Here is a 16,536-nt window from a genome sequence, read left to right on the forward strand (position 1 = left end):
CACCAGCGCGGAAGAGTTTGTGACCATGCGCTAACCGCATATGAAACTGGCCTCATCACCATCAGGCTAGCTTCAGCAACTTGCTACCAAACCCGGCCCAGGCCGGGTTTTTTCATATCTGCCCTTCGACAACCCCGACAGACCTGCGCTTTTTACGCCGATTTTACGCCCCCTCCATGCCGCTTTATGGCGCCTTTACGCCGGTTTTACATACCCTTTCAACGTCAATGACACCAACGGAGTCGATAGGGTTTTACATCGACTCTCGCAGCTAATTATCTCAATGGAGTCGATATGAATTGGCTATATCTGCTGCTGGTCCTCGCCCTGATGGGCTATCTGTTGCGTGCGTTAACGCGCAGCCACGAGTGAGGAACTGACTATGTGGCAAGAAGTGATCTATCCGGTGGCCTTTGTGCTGCTGATCCTGCTGCCGGCCCCCCTGCTTGGCGGCTACCTGTATCGGGTATTCGAGGGGCAGAGCCGCTGGCTGTCGCCCATAGAGCGCGCCACCCTGGCCTGCTGCGGCACGGACGGGCGAGAGCAGGACTGGAAGTCCTACGCCCTCAGCCTGCTGGCATTCAACGGCGCCGGTTTCGGCCTGCTGTTCCTGATCCTGATGGCGCAAGGCCTGCTGCCCCTCAACCCGCAGCAACTGCCCGGCCTGAGCTGGCAAATGGCCTTCAACACGGCGGTCAGCTTCATGACCAACACCAACTGGCAAGCCTATTCCGGTGAGGCCAGCCTCTCCTACTTCAGTCAGATGGTGGGGCTCACCACCCAGAACTTCGTCTCCGCCGGGACGGGCGCAGCCGTCGCCATCGCCCTGTTCCGCGGCATAGCCCGCCAGCAAACTACTCACATCGGCAACTTCTGGCAGGATCTGGTGCGTTTCTGCCTCTACGTGCTGCTGCCAATGGCGCTGATCATGGCGCTGCTGCTGGTATGGCAGGGCGTGCCCCAGACGCTGTCGGCCTATCTGCCGTTCCACAGCCTGGAAGGTCAGGAACAGCTGCTGCCGCTCGGCCCTGCCGCGTCCCAGATCGCCATCAAGCAGCTCGGCTCCAACGGCGGTGGCTTCTTCGGCATCAACTCGGCCCACCCGTTCGAGAACCCGACCGCCCTCTCCAACTGGCTGGAGATGGTCGCCCTGCTCACCATAGCCGCCGCCATGGTCTGCACCCTGGGCCGCTACGTGAAGGATCTGGCCCACAGTCGCGCCATCCTCATCGCCATGACCATCATGCTGGTGCTGGGGCTCTGCCTCTCCGTCTCCCAGGAGATGAAGCCGGATCCCAACCTCGCTCACCTCACCACTCAGATGGGCAACTGGGAAGGCAAGGAGAGCCGCTTCGGCCCAGTGCTCTCCAGCATCTGGGAAGTGGCGACCACGGCCGCCTCCAACGGCTCGGTCAACGCCATGCACGACAGCTTTGCCCCCCTCGCCGGCATGGTCGCCATGATCAACATGCTGCTGGGTGAAGTGGTGTTCGGCGGCGTGGGTGCCGGCATCTACGGCATGATGCTGTTCGTGCTGCTGACCGTGTTCCTGTGTGGCCTCATGGTGGGTCGCACCCCGACCTATCTGGGCAAACGCCTCGGTATCACAGAGATGAAGTGGGTGGTCGCCAGCATGCTGGTGATGCCGGTCGGGGTATTGGTGATCGGTGGCGTGACCCTGCTGATGCCGGATGCCGCCACCGTCATAGGTCATGAAGGCCCGCACGGCCTGTCACGGCTGATCTATGCCTACGCCTCGGCTGCCGGCAACAACGGTTCCGCCTTCGCGGGCTTTGCCGCCGCCGATAGCTGGCAGTGCATCGCCATCGCACTGGCCATGCTGCTCGGCCGCTTCGGTTACATCATCCCCGTGCTGGCCATCGCCGGCCAGCTCGCCCGCGCTCCGCGCCAGGAGACGGGTGAAGGTGACTTCCCGATCCGGGGGCCACTGTTTATTACCTTGCTGATCATCACAGTACTGCTGATTGGCGGCCTCTCCTTCCTGCCACTGCTGGCACTAGGACCCGTGGCCGAACATCTGAGCCTGATACAGGGAGCTTTCTAATGAGCAAGTCCATCTCAATGACGGCCAGCACCGAGAAGGTGAAGGCCAAGAAACAGAGCTCGCAAATTGTGCAAGCCATGGTCGAAGCCCTCTATCGCTTCAACCCCAAGGCACTGTTTGGCAGCCCCATACTGTTCACCCTCTGGCTGGCCGCCGTGATGGCGACCGTGGAATCCCTGCTGGGCCAACCCCTGTCGGGCGTGGCTCCCAGCCTGGCCTGGCAGCTGACAGCCTGGCTCTGGCTGACCCTCTGGTTTGCCAACTTCGCCGAGACCCTGGCCGAAGGACGCGGCAAGGCGAGAGCCGACAGCCTGAAGGCCGGCATGAGCCAGCTCAAGGCGCGCCGGGTCACGGATGCCAAGGATGGACAGGGTGAATGGGTGCCCGCCACCAGCCTGCTGAAAGGTGATCTGGTGCTGGTGCGCAGCGGCGAGATGATCCCGGCCGATGGTGAAGTGGTGGCCGGCATCGCCTCGGTCAACGAGGCCGCCATCACGGGTGAATCCGCCCCCGTCATTCGCGAATCCGGCACCGACCGCAGCGGCGTGACAGGCAACACCACTGTGGTTTCGGACGAGATCTGGGTACGAGTGAGCAACAATCCGGGTGAGAGCACGCTGGACCGGATGATCTCGCTGGTGGAAGGGGCCAAGCGCCAGAAGACCCCGAACGAGATGGCACTCGATGCCCTGCTGGTGGGTCTGACCCTGATCTTCCTGCTGGTGGTGGCTACCCTGCCCTGGTTCCTCAACTACAACGGCACCCAGGTGCCCAGGCTCTACCTGCTCGCCCTCTTCATCACCCTGATCCCGACCACCATAGGCGGCCTGCTCTCCGCCATCGGCATCGCCGGCATGGATCGGCTGGTGAAGCTGAACGTGATTGCCAAGTCGGGCCGCGCCGTGGAGGCCGCCGGTGACGTGCGTACCCTGCTGCTGGACAAGACGGGCACCATCACCTTCGGCAACCGCATGGCCGACGAGCTGATCCCGGCCCCCGGTGTGGATCCCTCCCTGCTGGCCCAGGCAGCCATGCTGGCCTCCCTCGGCGACAATACGCCGGAAGGCAAGTCCATCCTGACTCTGGCAGGCAAAAGCATGGCCAAGCCAAGCCAGCTGGAGAGTGACAAGCTGATCCCGTTCAGCGCCGAGACCCGGTTGAGCGGACTGGATCGCAACGGTCATCAATATCGCAAGGGGGCTGTGGATGCTGTGCTCAACTACCTCTCCCTCGAGCGCAAGGCGGTGCCCGAGCTGATCCTCAAGTCGGTCGACAACATAGCCCGCCAGGGCGGCACCCCGCTGCTGGTCTGTACCCACGAGAAGTTGCTGGGGGTAGTGTTCCTCAAGGACATCATCAAGCCCGGCATCAAGGCCCGCTTCCAGATCCTGCGTCACATGGGGATACGGACAGTGATGATCACCGGCGACAACCCGCTGACCGCCGCCGCCATCGCCGCCGAGGCCGGGGTGGATGACTTTATCGCCGAAGCCACTCCAGAGAAGAAGCTGGCCTATATCCGCCAGGAGCAGGCCGATGGCCGCCTGGTCGCCATGTGCGGTGACGGTGCCAACGACGCCCCGGCGCTGGCCCAGGCCGACGTGGGTCTGGCCATGAACGAAGGCACTCAGGCCGCCAAGGAGGCGGGCAACCTGGTGGATCTGGACTCCAACCCCACCAAGCTGCTGGACGTGGTGCTGGTCGGCAAACAGCTGCTGGTGACCCGCGGCGCCCTGACCACCTTCTCCATCGCCAATGACGTGGCCAAGTACTTCGCCATACTGCCGGCCCTGTTCATCGCCGCCTATCCGCAACTGGGGGCACTGAACCTGATGCAGCTGGGCAGCCCGCAGAGCGCCATTCTGTCGGCCATCATCTTCAACGCCCTCATCATAGTGGCGCTGGTGCCGCTGGCCCTGCGCGGGGTCAGCCTGAAGGGATCTGCCGCCAGCCTGCTGCGCCGCAACCTGCTGATCTACGGCGTCGGTGGCCTGATAGTGCCCTTCATTGGAATCAAGCTGATCGACCTGGTCATCACAGGCCTGGGTCTGGTGTAACGACATAGCGGGGTGCAAGCCTGGCCTGCACCCCATCAATCTGTTTGGAGCAAGAAAATCATGATAGCAATCAGAACCCTGCTGACCCTGACCCTGCTGCTGGGTGTCGGCTACCCGCTGGCGGTGACAGGGCTGGCCCAGCTGATGTTCCCCTGGCAGGCCAACGGCAGCCAGCTGACCAACGGCAAACAGCAGCTGATTGGCAGTGCCCTGCTGGCGCAGAAATTCGAGCGAGCCGAGTACTTCCACTCCCGCCCCTCCGCCAGCGACTTCGCCACCATAGGCGGTGGTGCATCCAATCTGGGCATGAGCTCACCGCTGCGGGCCCAGTTTGCCAACACCGAAGCCCAGGCGCCGACCGGTGACGCATCACCCGCCATGCTGACCCGATCCGCCTCCGGCCTGGACCCCCATCTGCCGGTGGATGCCGTGCTGGCTCAGGTGGAAAGAGTGGCCAAACAGCGGGGGCTGGATCCCGCCTTGCTGACGGAGCAGGTCAAGTCCAGTGCACAAGCTGGTATCCTTGGCCCGCAAGTGGTCAACATACTCCAGCTGAACCTGCAGCTCGACAAGGACGCTTGATAGAGAGGACCGGTATCCCACATTTTCGAACTGAGCCAGCGGTTGCTCGGTAAGGATAGTAATGCGTGATGAGGTAATGGCTGGCGCCTTGCTGGCAAGCCTGGAGCAGGAGTACGGGAATGCATGACGAGGTAAAGGCTGGCGCCTTGTTGGCAAGCCTGGAGCAGGAGTACGGGAATGCGTGACGAGGTAAAGGCTGGCGCCTTGTTGGCAAGCCTGAAGCAGGAGTACGGGAATGCGTGATGAGGTAACGGCTGGCGCCTTGCTGGCAAGCCTGGAGCAGGAGTACGGAAATGCGTGACGAGGTGCGGGCCGATGCCTTGTTGGCGAGCCTGGAGCAGGAACACAAGGGCAAGCTGAAGGTCTTTCTCGGCGCCGCCCCCGGCGTAGGCAAGACCTACGCCATGCTGCAAGCCGTGCGGGAACAGGCACGGGAAGGGGTCGACATCCTGATCGGCGTGGTGGAAACCCATGGCCGTCAAGAGACCCTGGCCCTGCTCGACAAGCTTGCCATCCAGCCGCGCCAGATCCATCTCCACCGCCAGCAACGGCTGGAGGAGATGGATCTGGATGCGCTGCTCGAACGCAAACCCGCCATAGTGGTGGTGGATGAGCTGGCCCACAGCAACGCGCCGGGCAGCCGTCACGAGAAACGCTGGCAGGATGTGGAGGAGCTGCTCGGTGCCGGCATCGACGTCTACTCCACCCTCAACGTGCAGCACCTGGAGAGCCTCAACGATCTGGTGTGGCAACTGACCGGGGTCAGGGTCAAGGAGACACTGCCGGATCAGGTGCTGCTGGAAGCGGACAGCATCATACTGATAGACCTGCCCCCCAAGGAGCTGCTCGGCCGGCTCAAGGAGGGCAAGGTCTATGTGCCCCATCAGGCCAAGGCCGCTCTGCAATCCTTCTTCTCCCTCAACAACCTGACCGCCCTGCGCGAGCTGGCGATGCAGACCGCCGCCAGCCACGTGGAGGGTGATCTGCAACTGCAGTGGCAAGCCGCGGGCAAGGCCACGCTGCCGCTGCGGGGCAAGCTGATGGTCTGCCTCGGCGATCAGCACGGCTCGGCGCTGGTGCGCTACGGCCACCGCTTCGCCCAGCGCCGCCAGCTACCCTGGCTGGTGGTGCACATCGACAGCAAGGGGCAACGCTCCGCCGAGCTGGAGCAGGCGCTGGCGCTGGCCTCTCACCTCGGTGCCAAGGTGCTGACCCTCTCCAGCCCGGCGGTGGCCAGCACCTTGCTGGAAACCGCCGAACAGCAACAGGTCTCGCAGCTGCTGCTCGGCAAACCCCACAAGGCCCCCTGGCGCCGCTCCCTGGTGCAACACCTGCTCAAGCAGGCACAGGGGCTCGAAATCACCCTGGTGGACACGGAGAAACGCAAACCCGGCCTGGGGCTGCAACCACTCCACCCCAAGGACATTCGCCAGAGCCTTCTGGCCATCACCATAATGGCGGTGACCTCGGCGACCGCCTGGGGACTCTCCCACTGGCTGCCACCCGCCTCCCTGCCGCTGCTGTTCGTGCTGGGGGTGCTGGCCACGGCACTCACCACCAGTCTGGTGCCCGCCATACTGGCGGCCGTGCTGGGCTTCGTCGCTCACAATCTGCTGTTCACCGCCCCCTACTTCTCCCTGAACGTGGCCAGCCACAGCGACCTGCTCACCCTGTTCGTGCTGCTCATCGTCGGCATGACGGCGGGACGACTCGCCTCCCGCCAGCGGCAACAGCTGATCGGCCTGCGCGAGACCCAGCAGCTCGGCAATGCCCTGCTGTCGCTGAGCCAGGGGCTGGCCACCGCCAGCAGCCCGGAAGAGGTGCTCAGGCAAGGCACCCAGGCCATCTCGCTGGCCCTGACCCAGCCCGTCTTTGCCCTCGATCAGGATTATCAGCACAGGGCGGGATCGGCTCAGCACAGACCCGGGCAGACCGACAAGGCGGCCATCGACTGGTGCCTGGCCCAGAAGCAGAGCGCCGGGGCCCACACGGCCACCCTCAATGCCGCCGAGGCGCAATATCACCATCTCACCGATGATCTCGTGCTCGGCATTCGATTGTCCAACCCGCTCGCCTCCTCGGCCGAACATCAGCTGCAGGCCCTGCTCACCGACATACGCGCCGCCCTGGCCCGGATCGATCTCAACGAGCGACTGGCCGACAGCCAGTTGCAGGCGGAGACGGATCGGATGCGCGCCGCCCTGCTCTCGTCGGTTTCCCACGATCTGAAGACGCCGCTGGCCACCATAATGGGGGCCGGCAGCACCTTGCTGGAATACGGTGATCGGATCAGTGCAGAGGATCGCAACGAACTGCTCCATTCGGTGCAGGACGAGGCGCGCCGCCTGCACAGCTATGTGCAGAACCTGCTGGACATGACCCGCATAGGCTCGCCGGATTTCCAGTTGAAGCGGGACTGGGTCGACCTGGCGGATCTGGTGGAGAGCGCCCGCAAGCGGCTGGAGTCCTCCTGGCGCCAGCACAAGCTGCTGGTGCACTTCGATCAGCAGATCCCCCAGCTCTACGTGCACGGCGCCCTGATCGAGCAGGTGCTGGTCAATATCCTCGACAACGCCTCCCGCTACTCGCCGGCCGGCACCCCCATAGAGTTCAAGGTGATGCTGGCGGATCCGGATCTCATCATCGACATCATCGACATCGGGGTCGGCATCGCCGAGTCGGATAGGGACAAGATCTTCAATCTGTTCTACACCCAGCCGGTCGGTGATTGCGGCAGTCGCGGCACCGGGCTTGGCCTCGCCATTTCCCGCGCTATGATAGAGGCTCATGGCGGCCGCATATGGGCATTTTCCGGCCCCAACGGCAACGGCACCTGCATGCGCATCTCACTGCCGCTCACCCTCAACTCACCGGAGGTATGATGGATCCCATCCTTTGTCATGGGGGCTGCAGAGAGTGCATGTTGCCATCGCCTGTTCCCTCCCCAACATTCGCCGCTGGAGGCTAAATGGCTCATATCCTGGTCATTGATGATGAAGCGGCGATCCGCCGCTTTCTGCGGATCAGCCTGATCGCCGAGGGCCATCAGGTCAGCGAGGCGGTGGGCGTCAATGAGGGATTGGAGCAGTATCGCCACCTCAATCCCGATCTGGTGATCCTGGATCTCGGCCTGCCGGACGGAGACGGCATCCAGATTCTGCAGACGATACGTGAGCACCATCAACACCCGGTACTGGTGCTGTCGGCGCGGGATTCGGAGCAGGAGAAGGTGCGGTTGCTGGACGCGGGCGCCAACGACTACATGAGCAAGCCGTTCGGCATTGGGGAGATGATGGCCCGCATCCGCGTCTTGCTGCGCCAGCGAGCCGGGGTCAGTAGCGGCGAATGCCGCCACTTCCCGCAATGCGGCCTGACCCTGGACGCCAGCAGCCACAAGGTGACCATGAAGGATGAAGAGATCCCCCTGTCTCGCAAGGAGTTCGCCCTGCTGCAGGCGCTGGTGTGCCACCCCGGCAAGCTGGTGATGCAGACCCAGCTGCTCAACGACATCTGGGGACCGAGCCACAAGGAAGATACCCACTACCTGCGCATCGTCATCGCCAGCCTGCGCAAGAAGCTGGGAGATAACCCCCAGCAACCCAGCCTGATCGAGACCGAATCCGGCATCGGCTACCGCTTTATCGGCAGCTGATGTTGCAGCAAGAAGCTGGGCGGCAACATTCCCAGCAACCCAGTCTTATCGAAACCGAATCCAGCATCGGCTACCGTTTTATCGGCAGCTGATGTTTCACGTGGAACGCCGGCCGCTGCACAGTACGGCCAACAGGCCGCAGCCAAGGAGCAGCAGACCCAGATCCTGCAAAGCGGCCGCCAGCGCCAATCCCAGGCTGAGCAGCAGGTAGTAGGCCAGTCCGAACAGGGCACCGGCACTGCCTGCTACCTCCCGATAAGACAGCAAGGCCTGACTCAACACATTGGGAATGGCGATGCCAAAGGCCACCACGACTCCCATCATGGGCAGCAGGAACCAGAGCGAATCCTGGCTCGCCCACACGGCAACCCCAGCCCCCAGCGCCAGCACAGAGGCCAGCCGGATCAGTGCTGATGGCAACCAGCCCGCCCCCAGCAAACGCCGGTTCAGCAGGCTGCCAATCAGGGTCGCCAGCGCCAACGCCAGGCCGGAATAGCCAAACTCGCTGGCATTCAATCCCAATCCGGCAAACAGAAACGGCGCCAGGCTGTAGTAGCCAAACAGCATGGTATTGAACAGGGCGACCAGCAGGGCACTGCGCCAGAGTCCGCCATCCCGCACCATGCGGCACGCCAATGGCCAGAGGGCAACCCGAGTGGTCATCACGGGACGGGTTTCCGGCAGCCGCCAGCCGGCGATCCCCCCCAGCATCAGGGCCAGCACCAGCAAGCCGCTGAAGACACCGAGATAGCCAAACTGCTCGGCCAGCAGGCCGCCGCTCACCAGCCCCAGCACGGGGCTGAGTGATAGCGCGACCCCCATGACCGAGAAGACGCGGGCCAGATCGCTGCCCTGGTAGCTGTCGCGCAGCATGGTCTGGGTCACCACGGATCCCACGGCGGCCCCAAAGGCCGAGATGACCCGGGCCAGCAGCAACACCTCGAACTGGTTGGCCAGCAATGCCAGCAAGGTGCCGAGCCCGTAAGTGAACAGACCCGCCAGCATGGCGGGGCGTCGCCCAATCAGATCACAGAGCCGCCCCCAACAGACCACGCCCACCGCAAACGCCAGAAAATAGACCGACAGGGTCTGGGATGCCTGTCCGTCGCTTACCCTGAACTGGCTCGCGATATGCGTCAGCACAGGGCTGTAGATGGTCTCCACTATCTGGGGAAACATCATCAATCCGACCACCAGCCAGAGCGGTGGCAACTTGTTGTTCATGACAAACCTCCTTCACAAGAGGTCGTCATTCTAGAGAGATGCCGACTGTCCGATTACAATAAGCAGGACTATAAACATCAATAATCGGACACATGGCCTTTATTCTCCCCGATCACCCTTTTGACCCGGACAGCCTGGCTGGCAGCGTGATCGGCATTGCCTCCGCGCTCGGCTGGCACGACTCGGGCCTGCATCAGCATCAGCGCCATCAGCTGCTGTTCGCCCAGGCGGGCTGCATGAGCATAGAGCTGGCGAACCAGGTCTGTCTGCTGCCACCCAGCCGGGCTGCCTGGCTGCCGGCGGGCACTCCCCACAGAGTGCTGATGCGCGGTGTGGTGGCCTATCGCTCCCTCTACTTCCGGCCACAACCCGAGCTGCCAGCCAGTGTGCAGGTGATGGCGGTCAACCCGTTGCTGCGGGAGATCATAGAACGAATGGCACTCTGGCCATGGGAGAAACCGGAGGTGGAGCAGAGCCGGACACTGGCGCTGTTCATCGAGGAGCTGGCGCAAGCGCCGCGGGAATCCTGGCAACTGCCGCTACCGGCAGACCCGCGCCTGACGGCCTGGTTGCAGGAGGTAAAACGGGGCGACACCCTGCCCGATCGGCTCAACCGGCTGGCCGGACGGGTGGGTGCCAGTGACAAGACCATAGGCCGCATCTTCATGCGAGACACAGGCATGAGCTATCAGGCCTGGCGCCAGCAGTGGCGTCTGTTGCGCGCCATGGAACTGCTGGCCGAGGACGAGCCCATCAGCCGGGTAGCCGCTTCGCTGGAGTTCTCCAGCGACAGCGCCTTCATCAGCTTCTTCAGGCAGCATACGGGGCAGACCCCCCTGCGCCATCTCAACTCCCGGGGTGAGTCGCATCGGCCGAACTCACCTCCACCACCAGGGTATCCAGCGCCAGTGGCTTGAGGTTGCTGATGGCATCCAGCACCACGGCATGGGATGCCTCCTGCTGCTGAGCCAGGATCACCTGATCCAGCTTGGCGGTATCCAGCTCGGGTCTGGGGTTTTCAGTTGCCATCACATTCAGGCTCAGTGTGCTCATTATCAGGGTGGCGATCAGGGTTTTCATCTGGTGTGCTCCGGTATGGTTGAGATGACCTGATAGCTATTCCAATACTTGTGCCATATTTATAACTAGATGATTTTGCTTAAATTAATCAGTTAAAAGCCCCCATTTTTTTCTTATCTGGGTAGCAAGGTGGTCATTTTTAAACCCATAAATGGTATTTTTTACCACGGCGTATTCCCGAGTCATGTTCCACGTGGAACGTCCCGTTATTTTGATCGACACCCGCTTTTAAACTGAGCTATGGTGCTACATCCCCGTAACTGACTCTGGATCCGTCACCGAATGGAATTTTCCTTGTTCGGCGAGAAGTTCACTCGCCACGCCGGCATTACCCAACTCATGGATGACCTTAATCAGGGGCTGACCAATCCGGACGCCATCATGCTGGGTGGCGGCAATCCGGCCCCCATCCCCGCCATGCTGGAGCGCTTTCAAACCGAAGCCAAAAACCTGCTCGACAATGGCGAACTGGTCAAAGCCATGGCCAACTACGACGGCCCCCAAGGCAAGGACAGGTTCACCAAGGCGCTGGCCGCCCTGCTCAGCAAGGAGCTCGGCTGGGATATCACCTCTCGCAATATCGCCCTGACCAACGGCAGCCAGAATGCCTTCTTCTACCTGTTCAACCTGCTGGCCGGCGAGTTCGCCGATGGCCGCAAGAAGAAGGTGCTGTTCCCGCTGGCCCCCGAATATATCGGCTACGCCGACTCAGCCCTCACCGATGACTACTTCGTGGCATACAAACCCACCATGGAAAAGCTGCCCGATGGCCAGTTCAAATACCACGTGGATTTCGAGAGCCTGCAGGTGGGCGACGATATAGGGGTGATCTGCGTCTCCCGTCCAACCAACCCGACTGGCAACGTGCTGACCGATGACGAGATAGAGCATCTGGATCAGATAGCCCGCGACAAGGGCATTCCGCTGCTGATCGACAACGCCTACGGCGTGCCCTTCCCTGGCATCATCTTCAGCGAGGCCAAGCCGTTCTGGAATGCCAACACCATCCTCTGCATGAGCCTCTCCAAGCTGGGACTGCCGGGCACCCGCTGCGGCATAGTCATCGCCGACGAGAAGATCATTCAGGCCATCACCAACCTGAGCGGCATCATCAACCTGGCGCCGGGCAGCCTGGGACCCGCCATCACCATCCCAATGATCGAAAGTGGCGAGATCATCGCCCTGAGCGAGCAGGTGGTGAAACCCTTCTACCGGCAGAAGGCCGAGCTGGCGGTACAGCTGCTGCGTGAGGCGATCCCGGATCCGCGCTTCCACATCCACAAGCCGGAAGGCGCCCTCTTCCTCTGGCTCTGGTTCGAAGACCTGCCCATTCACTGCCAGGAACTTTATGAGCGGTTGAAGGCGAAGAACCTGCTGATAGTGCCGGGGCACTACTTCTTCCCCGGCATCGACGACCCCAAGTGGCGCCACAGCCAGGAGTGTATCCGCCTCAACTACTCCCAGAGCGAGGAGCTGGTGCGCCGTGGCATCGCCATACTGGCGGACGAGATCAACGACCTCTACGGCAGCAACTGACCTGCGAACCAAAAACAAAAAGGCCTGCAATCGCAGGCCTTTTTCATTTCTCATGGCTTAGTTTGGCAGCGCCAGCGGCTCGGCTGTACCGATGGGGATGGTGCGAGGCTTGAGTGCCTCCGGCAGTTCGCGCGCCAGATCTATGGTCAGCAGACCATGCTCCAGCCTGGCGCCCTGCACCTCCACATGCTGGCTCAACTTGAAGGCCAGCTCGAAGTCACGCTCGGCAATGCCCTGATGGAGGAACTGGCGTTCATCAGAGGCTGCCTTGCGCCCCTTCACCTTGAGGGTGCCGTTTTCGGTCTCCAGTTCCAGCTCTTCGCGCTCGAAACCGGCCACCGCGACCGTGATGCGATAGCCATCGTGATCGCGCTTTTCGATGTTGTAAGGGGGATAGGCCACCGCCTTCTGGTCAAACAGGCCTTCCAGCTCACGGGCCATCCGCTCGAAGCCGACGGCATTGGAATGGAGATGAGAAAAATCGAGGTTACGCATAATCCTATCCTTCTAATAAGCAACAGGTTTCAATTTCCACGGGCCCGCCATCGGCACCCGGGAAGCTTGGTAAAATGTGTGGCGAGGCCTGGCGTCAGCCGTTGATCTCGATCTTGCGCGGCTTCATCGCCTCGGGCACTTCACGCACCAGCTCAACGTGCAGCAGGCCATTTTTCAGGTCGGCGCCCTTCACCCGCACATAGTCGGCCAGCTGGAAGCGACGCTCGAAACCCCGCTCGGCTATGCCCTGATACAGGTAGTTGCGGTCGGTCTCGGCCTGCTTGCTGCCCTTCACCGTCAGCAGGTTTTCCTGAAAGCTCAACTCCAGCTCTTCCTGGGTAAAGCCCGCCACCGCCATGCTGATACGGTAGTCGTTGTCACCCAGCTGCTCTATGTTGTAGGGGGGATATCCGGCATTGCCATTGCTGGCCGCAGATTCGATGAGATTGGCCAGACGATCGAAACCGATGGCAGAACGATAGAGCGGAGAAAAGTCGATAGAACGCATAGTATTACCCTCTTGTGAGCGATAACGGATGGTTTGCCCTCCTGTCGGACGGGCGTCTGGTCGAAACCTCTGTCGAGCGTTCCGGCCTTGTTACCTATATAGGGTCCGGCTTTTTGCTTTCAAGGGCGAGAATCAAAGAAATTTTTCGAGTTTGTCCGGCACACAAGCGTATCGTTCAGCTGGCCCGATAGGATCGATAATCGACCCGCGGGCCACTCATGGCTCCCCGCATCCCCCGTCATACTGGTTGCACACCTCGCCGCTATCACGGAGCTACACAATGCAGATTACCCAGGTTCGCAACGCCACCCTGCTGATCGACTACGCCGGCACCCGCTTTCTGATCGACCCCATGCTGGCAGCGAAGGGCACGCTGCCCGCCTTCGCCGGAACAGCCAACAGCCACCTGCGCAACCCGCTGGTCGAGCTGCCTCTGCCCCTGGCGGAGATACTCGATGTGGATGCGGTGATCGTCACCCACGATCACCTGGACCACTGGGACCCGGTCGCTCAGCAGCAGATCCCCAAGCATCTCCCGCTGTTTGTGCAACATCAGAAAGATGCCGACACCATCTGCGCCAGTGGCTTCAAAGATGTGCGCCTGCTGAGCGAGAAGGCCGAATTTGCCGGCATCCGCCTGCAGCAGACCGAGGGGCAACACGGCAACGATCAGGTCATGGCGGTGTTGGCCGAGCGGCTGGGTGAGGTGTGCGGTGTGGTCTTCTCCCACCCGCAAGAGAAAACCCTCTATTTGGCGGGTGATACCGTCTGGAACGAAATGGTCGCACAGAGCCTGCGACAACACGGGCCTGAGGTGATCATCCTCAACTGTGGCGATGCCCAGGTGCCGGGGCTGGGCTCCATCATCATGGGCAAGGAGGATGTGCGGGCCGTCTATCAGGCCGCGCCACAGGCCACCCTGATTGCCAGCCACATGGAGGCGGTCAATCATGCCGTGCTGTCACGCAAGGAGTTGCGCGACTATCTGGCCGAGCACGGCATGGCGGATCGGGTGCGGGTGCCGGAAGATGGCGACACGCTCTCGCTGTGATAACTGGGGCCGTGCATCCGCATGGCCCTTCGGCTTTAAGCTGCAAGCGCATATCATGGTTGCTCATCGCGCAAAGAGGAGGCCAGCGTCATGCCCATCCCGATAGTTGCCGTCGTGGCCTTCGACCACTTCAGCCCCTTTCACTGCTCAGTGCCCTGCCTCATCTTCGGCGACATACTGCCGGATCAGCCCCTGTTCGAACTCAGGCTCTGTGCCGGGGATGGCAAGGCCAGCTCGCATTCGTCACAGGGGTTCAGCATCCAGGCACCTCACGGGCTGGAGGCCCTGGCCGAGGCGGACATCATAGTCATTCCCTTCTGGCGCGACCCGGCCGAGCGCCCGGCCCAGCCACTGCTGGATGCCCTGATGGCGGCTCATGCCAGAGGGGCCCAGGTGGTGGGGCTCTGCCTCGGCACCTATGTGCTCGCCTATGCCGGCTTGCTCAATGGACGCAAGGCCTCGACCCATTGGGAGTACGAGCAGGATTTCCTCCGCCGCTTTCCCTGCGTGCGGCTCGATACCAACGCCCTCTATGTGGATGATGAGGGGCTGGTCACCTCGGCGGGCACAGCTGCCGGACTGGATTGTTGCCTCTATCTGGTACGCCAGCACCACGGTAGTGCCATCGCCAACCAGGTGGCACGACGGCTGGTGATCCCGCCCCACCGGGAAGGTGGCCAGGCCCAGTTCATCCAGCAGCCGGTCTCCGCCTCTACCCGGGATGCTAGGATGAACCAGCTGCTCGATCACCTGCGAGCCCACCTGCAGGAGCCGCATACCCTCGACAGTCTGGCGGCCCACAGCCTGATGAGTCGGCGCACCTTTACCCGTCGCTTTCATCAGGCCACCGGCCTCTCCGTCGGAGAGTGGCTGCTGATCGAGCGGCTCAGGCGCTGCCAGGAGCTGCTGGAAGCCAGCACCCACCCCATCGAACGCATCGCCGAACTGGTGGGTTTCAAGACAGCCACCTCACTGCGCCAGCATTTTCGGGCCCGCTTCGAGGTTTCGCCGAGCGAATGGCGGCGATCTTTTCGTGGCAGCAGGGAGTGAGCCTCTCACCTCACCCTGTTCCGGTTCGTCCAAACATGGCACCCTAACCGCAGATCCCAAGGAGCCATGCCATGTCCCGTTCCGAACGTCTGCTGGCCCTGCTCCAGCTGTTGCGCGGTCACCGTTACGCCATCACAGGCACAGAGCTGGCCAGCCGGCTCGGCATCAGCCTGCGCACCCTCTACCGGGACATAGCGACCCTGCAATCCCAGGGGGCGCATATCGAGGGTGAGCCCGGTATCGGCTATGTGCTGCGCCCCGGCTTCATGCTGCCACCGCTGATGTTCAGCGAAGAGGAGCTGGAAGCCCTGGTGCTGGGCTCCCGCTGGGTGGCCGAACATGCCGACAGCGCCCTAAGTGCCGGTGCCCGCAGTGCGCTGGCCAAGATAGAGGCAGTGCTGCCCGCCGAGTACCGCCAGCAGCTCCACGCCAACACCCTGCTGATCGGCTCATCCCGCAGCGACGCCTGCACCGATGAGGCTCCCCTGCGCAGTGCCATCCGTCAACAGCGCAAGGTAACCCTGAGCTATCGCGATCTGAGAGAAACGAGTTCCGAGCGCACCGTCTGGCCATTTGCCCTCGGCTATTTCGAGCAGGTGCGGGTCCTGATGGCCTGGTGCGAGCTGCGGCAGGACTTTCGCCACTTCCGGGTGGATCGCATCAGCCGGCTGACGCTGGAGGAGATAGGCTATCCCAGGAGCCGGACTATCCTGCTCAAGGAGTGGCGCGCCACCCAGCAGATCCCGCAGCCACAATTCATTGCTGACAGAAACTGACAGCGGCTGGCGCCATGCTGACGGGGTCGGCGCAGATGCGCCCCCCCGAAACAAGGAGTGTCACCATGCTTGTTCCCCAGTTCACCATCCTCTATGTCGCCAATCCGGCTCGCAGCGCCCGTTTCTATCGCGAGCTGTTTGGTCGCTCGCCGGTGGAAGAATCCCCCACCTTCGCCATGTTCGTGTTCGAGTCGGGCGCCAGGCTGGCGCTCTGGTCCAGCGCCACGGTTGAGCCCAAGGTCACGCAAGAAGCCGGAGCCATGGAGCTGGCCTTCCCTCTGCCAGATGATGCCAGCGTCGATGCCGAGTTTGCGAAATGGCAGGCTCGCGGCCTCACCATCACCCAGTCGCCGATCCGACTGGAATTTGGCTACACCGGCATGGCGCTCGATCCGGATGGCCATCGGCTGCGCCTCTACTGCCCGGCACCCGAACTGGGCCGATGATAAACGGCCACTGG

15 protein-coding genes are annotated in these 16,536 nt (G+C 62.3%); 11 read left to right on the forward strand and 4 right to left on the reverse strand.

Annotation, left to right across the window (positions count from 1 at the left end):
* Window positions 1–382: 382 nt before the first annotated feature.
* From kdpA to AACW87_RS02425, 5 genes are all read left to right on the forward strand, one after another.
* Window positions 383–2,065 carry a potassium-transporting ATPase subunit KdpA gene (gene kdpA / locus AACW87_RS02405; protein ID WP_241326456.1) on the forward strand — a complete coding sequence of 561 codons (1,683 nt, stop codon included), beginning with the start codon at window positions 383–385 and terminating at the stop codon, window positions 2,063–2,065.
* Window positions 2,065–4,122 carry a potassium-transporting ATPase subunit KdpB gene (gene kdpB, locus AACW87_RS02410; RefSeq protein WP_241280434.1) on the forward strand — a complete coding sequence of 686 codons (2,058 nt, stop codon included), beginning with the start codon at window positions 2,065–2,067 and terminating at the stop codon, window positions 4,120–4,122. The genes kdpA and kdpB overlap by 1 nt, the downstream gene beginning before the upstream one ends.
* Window positions 4,123–4,182: 60 nt before the next feature.
* Window positions 4,183–4,704, forward strand: coding sequence for a potassium-transporting ATPase subunit C (locus tag AACW87_RS02415; protein WP_043141658.1), 522 nt, complete (start codon window positions 4,183–4,185; stop codon window positions 4,702–4,704).
* Window positions 4,705–4,997: 293 nt separating this feature from the next.
* Window positions 4,998–7,586, forward strand: coding sequence for a sensor histidine kinase (locus AACW87_RS02420; protein ID WP_103472789.1), 2,589 nt, complete (start codon window positions 4,998–5,000; stop codon window positions 7,584–7,586).
* An 86-nt stretch (window positions 7,587–7,672) separates the two neighbouring features.
* Complete coding sequence (locus AACW87_RS02425) at window positions 7,673–8,356, forward strand: response regulator (protein ID WP_043135272.1); 684 nt, start codon at window positions 7,673–7,675, stop codon at window positions 8,354–8,356.
* Between the two features lie 96 nt (window positions 8,357–8,452).
* Here the strand turns inward: AACW87_RS02425 and AACW87_RS02430 are convergent, their stop codons facing one another.
* Window positions 8,453–9,580 (reverse strand): multidrug effflux MFS transporter, encoded by a 1,128-nt coding sequence (locus AACW87_RS02430; RefSeq protein WP_241326457.1) that lies wholly within the window; start codon window positions 9,578–9,580, stop codon window positions 8,453–8,455.
* Window positions 9,581–9,672: 92 nt separating this feature from the next.
* Between AACW87_RS02430 and AACW87_RS02435 the strand changes: the two genes are divergently transcribed.
* Window positions 9,673–10,497: an AraC family transcriptional regulator gene (locus AACW87_RS02435; RefSeq protein ID WP_241326458.1), complete on the forward strand. Its 825-nt coding sequence runs from the start codon at window positions 9,673–9,675 to the stop codon at window positions 10,495–10,497.
* Here AACW87_RS02435 and AACW87_RS02440 read toward each other — a convergent pair.
* Window positions 10,427–10,660, reverse strand: a complete 234-nt coding sequence (locus AACW87_RS02440) for a hypothetical protein (RefSeq protein WP_241326459.1) — start codon at window positions 10,658–10,660, stop codon at window positions 10,427–10,429. The genes AACW87_RS02435 and AACW87_RS02440 overlap by 71 nt on opposite strands.
* Window positions 10,661–10,942: 282 nt before the next feature.
* On the opposite strand from AACW87_RS02440, the gene AACW87_RS02445 reads away from it, so the two are divergent.
* Window positions 10,943–12,196, forward strand: coding sequence for a valine--pyruvate transaminase (locus AACW87_RS02445; RefSeq protein WP_241326460.1), 1,254 nt, complete (start codon window positions 10,943–10,945; stop codon window positions 12,194–12,196).
* Between the two features lie 57 nt (window positions 12,197–12,253).
* Here AACW87_RS02445 and AACW87_RS02450 read toward each other — a convergent pair whose 3' ends face one another.
* Both AACW87_RS02450 and AACW87_RS02455 read right to left on the reverse strand, forming a co-directional pair.
* Window positions 12,254–12,691 carry an Hsp20 family protein gene (locus AACW87_RS02450; RefSeq protein WP_241326461.1) on the reverse strand — a complete coding sequence of 146 codons (438 nt, stop codon included), beginning with the start codon at window positions 12,689–12,691 and terminating at the stop codon, window positions 12,254–12,256.
* Between the two features lie 94 nt (window positions 12,692–12,785).
* A complete protein-coding gene (locus AACW87_RS02455) occupies window positions 12,786–13,199 on the reverse strand; it encodes an Hsp20 family protein (RefSeq protein ID WP_042873533.1) in 414 nt (137 codons plus the stop codon).
* Window positions 13,200–13,479: 280 nt separating this feature from the next.
* On the opposite strand from AACW87_RS02455, the gene AACW87_RS02460 reads away from it, so the two are divergent.
* The 4 genes from AACW87_RS02460 (at window position 13,480) to AACW87_RS02475 (ending at window position 16,522) form a co-directional block, all read left to right on the forward strand.
* Window positions 13,480–14,250, forward strand: coding sequence for an MBL fold metallo-hydrolase (locus AACW87_RS02460; RefSeq protein ID WP_241326462.1), 771 nt, complete (start codon window positions 13,480–13,482; stop codon window positions 14,248–14,250).
* A 90-nt stretch (window positions 14,251–14,340) separates the two neighbouring features.
* The gene (locus tag AACW87_RS02465) at window positions 14,341–15,300 is read left to right on the forward strand and encodes a GlxA family transcriptional regulator (protein WP_241326463.1); all 960 of its coding nucleotides are present in this window, start codon (window positions 14,341–14,343) and stop codon (window positions 15,298–15,300) included.
* 71 nt (window positions 15,301–15,371) lie between these two features.
* The gene (locus AACW87_RS02470) at window positions 15,372–16,076 is read left to right on the forward strand and encodes a helix-turn-helix transcriptional regulator (protein ID WP_241326464.1); all 705 of its coding nucleotides are present in this window, start codon (window positions 15,372–15,374) and stop codon (window positions 16,074–16,076) included.
* Window positions 16,077–16,141: 65 nt separating this feature from the next.
* On the forward strand, window positions 16,142–16,522 hold the full coding sequence (locus AACW87_RS02475) for a VOC family protein (protein WP_241326465.1): 381 nt from the start codon (window positions 16,142–16,144) through the stop codon (window positions 16,520–16,522).
* The last annotated feature ends 14 nt before the right edge of the window (window positions 16,523–16,536 follow it).

It is taken from the genome of Aeromonas sp. MR7, from assembly GCF_963899385.1.
In the GTDB taxonomy this organism is placed as follows: domain Bacteria; phylum Pseudomonadota; class Gammaproteobacteria; order Enterobacterales; family Aeromonadaceae; genus Aeromonas; species Aeromonas bestiarum.

Coding starts and splice junctions, on each gene's coding strand:
- kdpA (WP_241326456.1), top strand. CDS start 383: ATGTGGCAAGAAGTGATCTATCCGGTGGCCTTTGTGCTGCTGATCCTG.
- kdpB (WP_241280434.1), top strand. CDS start 2,065: ATGAGCAAGTCCATCTCAATGACGGCCAGCACCGAGAAGGTGAAGGCC.
- AACW87_RS02415 (WP_043141658.1), top strand. CDS start 4,183: ATGATAGCAATCAGAACCCTGCTGACCCTGACCCTGCTGCTGGGTGTC.
- AACW87_RS02420 (WP_103472789.1), top strand. CDS start 4,998: ATGCGTGACGAGGTGCGGGCCGATGCCTTGTTGGCGAGCCTGGAGCAG.
- AACW87_RS02425 (WP_043135272.1), top strand. CDS start 7,673: ATGGCTCATATCCTGGTCATTGATGATGAAGCGGCGATCCGCCGCTTT.
- AACW87_RS02430 (WP_241326457.1), bottom strand. CDS start 9,580: ATGAACAACAAGTTGCCACCGCTCTGGCTGGTGGTCGGATTGATGATG.
- AACW87_RS02435 (WP_241326458.1), top strand. CDS start 9,673: ATGGCCTTTATTCTCCCCGATCACCCTTTTGACCCGGACAGCCTGGCT.
- AACW87_RS02440 (WP_241326459.1), bottom strand. CDS start 10,660: ATGAAAACCCTGATCGCCACCCTGATAATGAGCACACTGAGCCTGAAT.
- AACW87_RS02445 (WP_241326460.1), top strand. CDS start 10,943: ATGGAATTTTCCTTGTTCGGCGAGAAGTTCACTCGCCACGCCGGCATT.
- AACW87_RS02450 (WP_241326461.1), bottom strand. CDS start 12,691: ATGCGTAACCTCGATTTTTCTCATCTCCATTCCAATGCCGTCGGCTTC.
- AACW87_RS02455 (WP_042873533.1), bottom strand. CDS start 13,199: ATGCGTTCTATCGACTTTTCTCCGCTCTATCGTTCTGCCATCGGTTTC.
- AACW87_RS02460 (WP_241326462.1), top strand. CDS start 13,480: ATGCAGATTACCCAGGTTCGCAACGCCACCCTGCTGATCGACTACGCC.
- AACW87_RS02465 (WP_241326463.1), top strand. CDS start 14,341: ATGCCCATCCCGATAGTTGCCGTCGTGGCCTTCGACCACTTCAGCCCC.
- AACW87_RS02470 (WP_241326464.1), top strand. CDS start 15,372: ATGTCCCGTTCCGAACGTCTGCTGGCCCTGCTCCAGCTGTTGCGCGGT.
- AACW87_RS02475 (WP_241326465.1), top strand. CDS start 16,142: ATGCTTGTTCCCCAGTTCACCATCCTCTATGTCGCCAATCCGGCTCGC.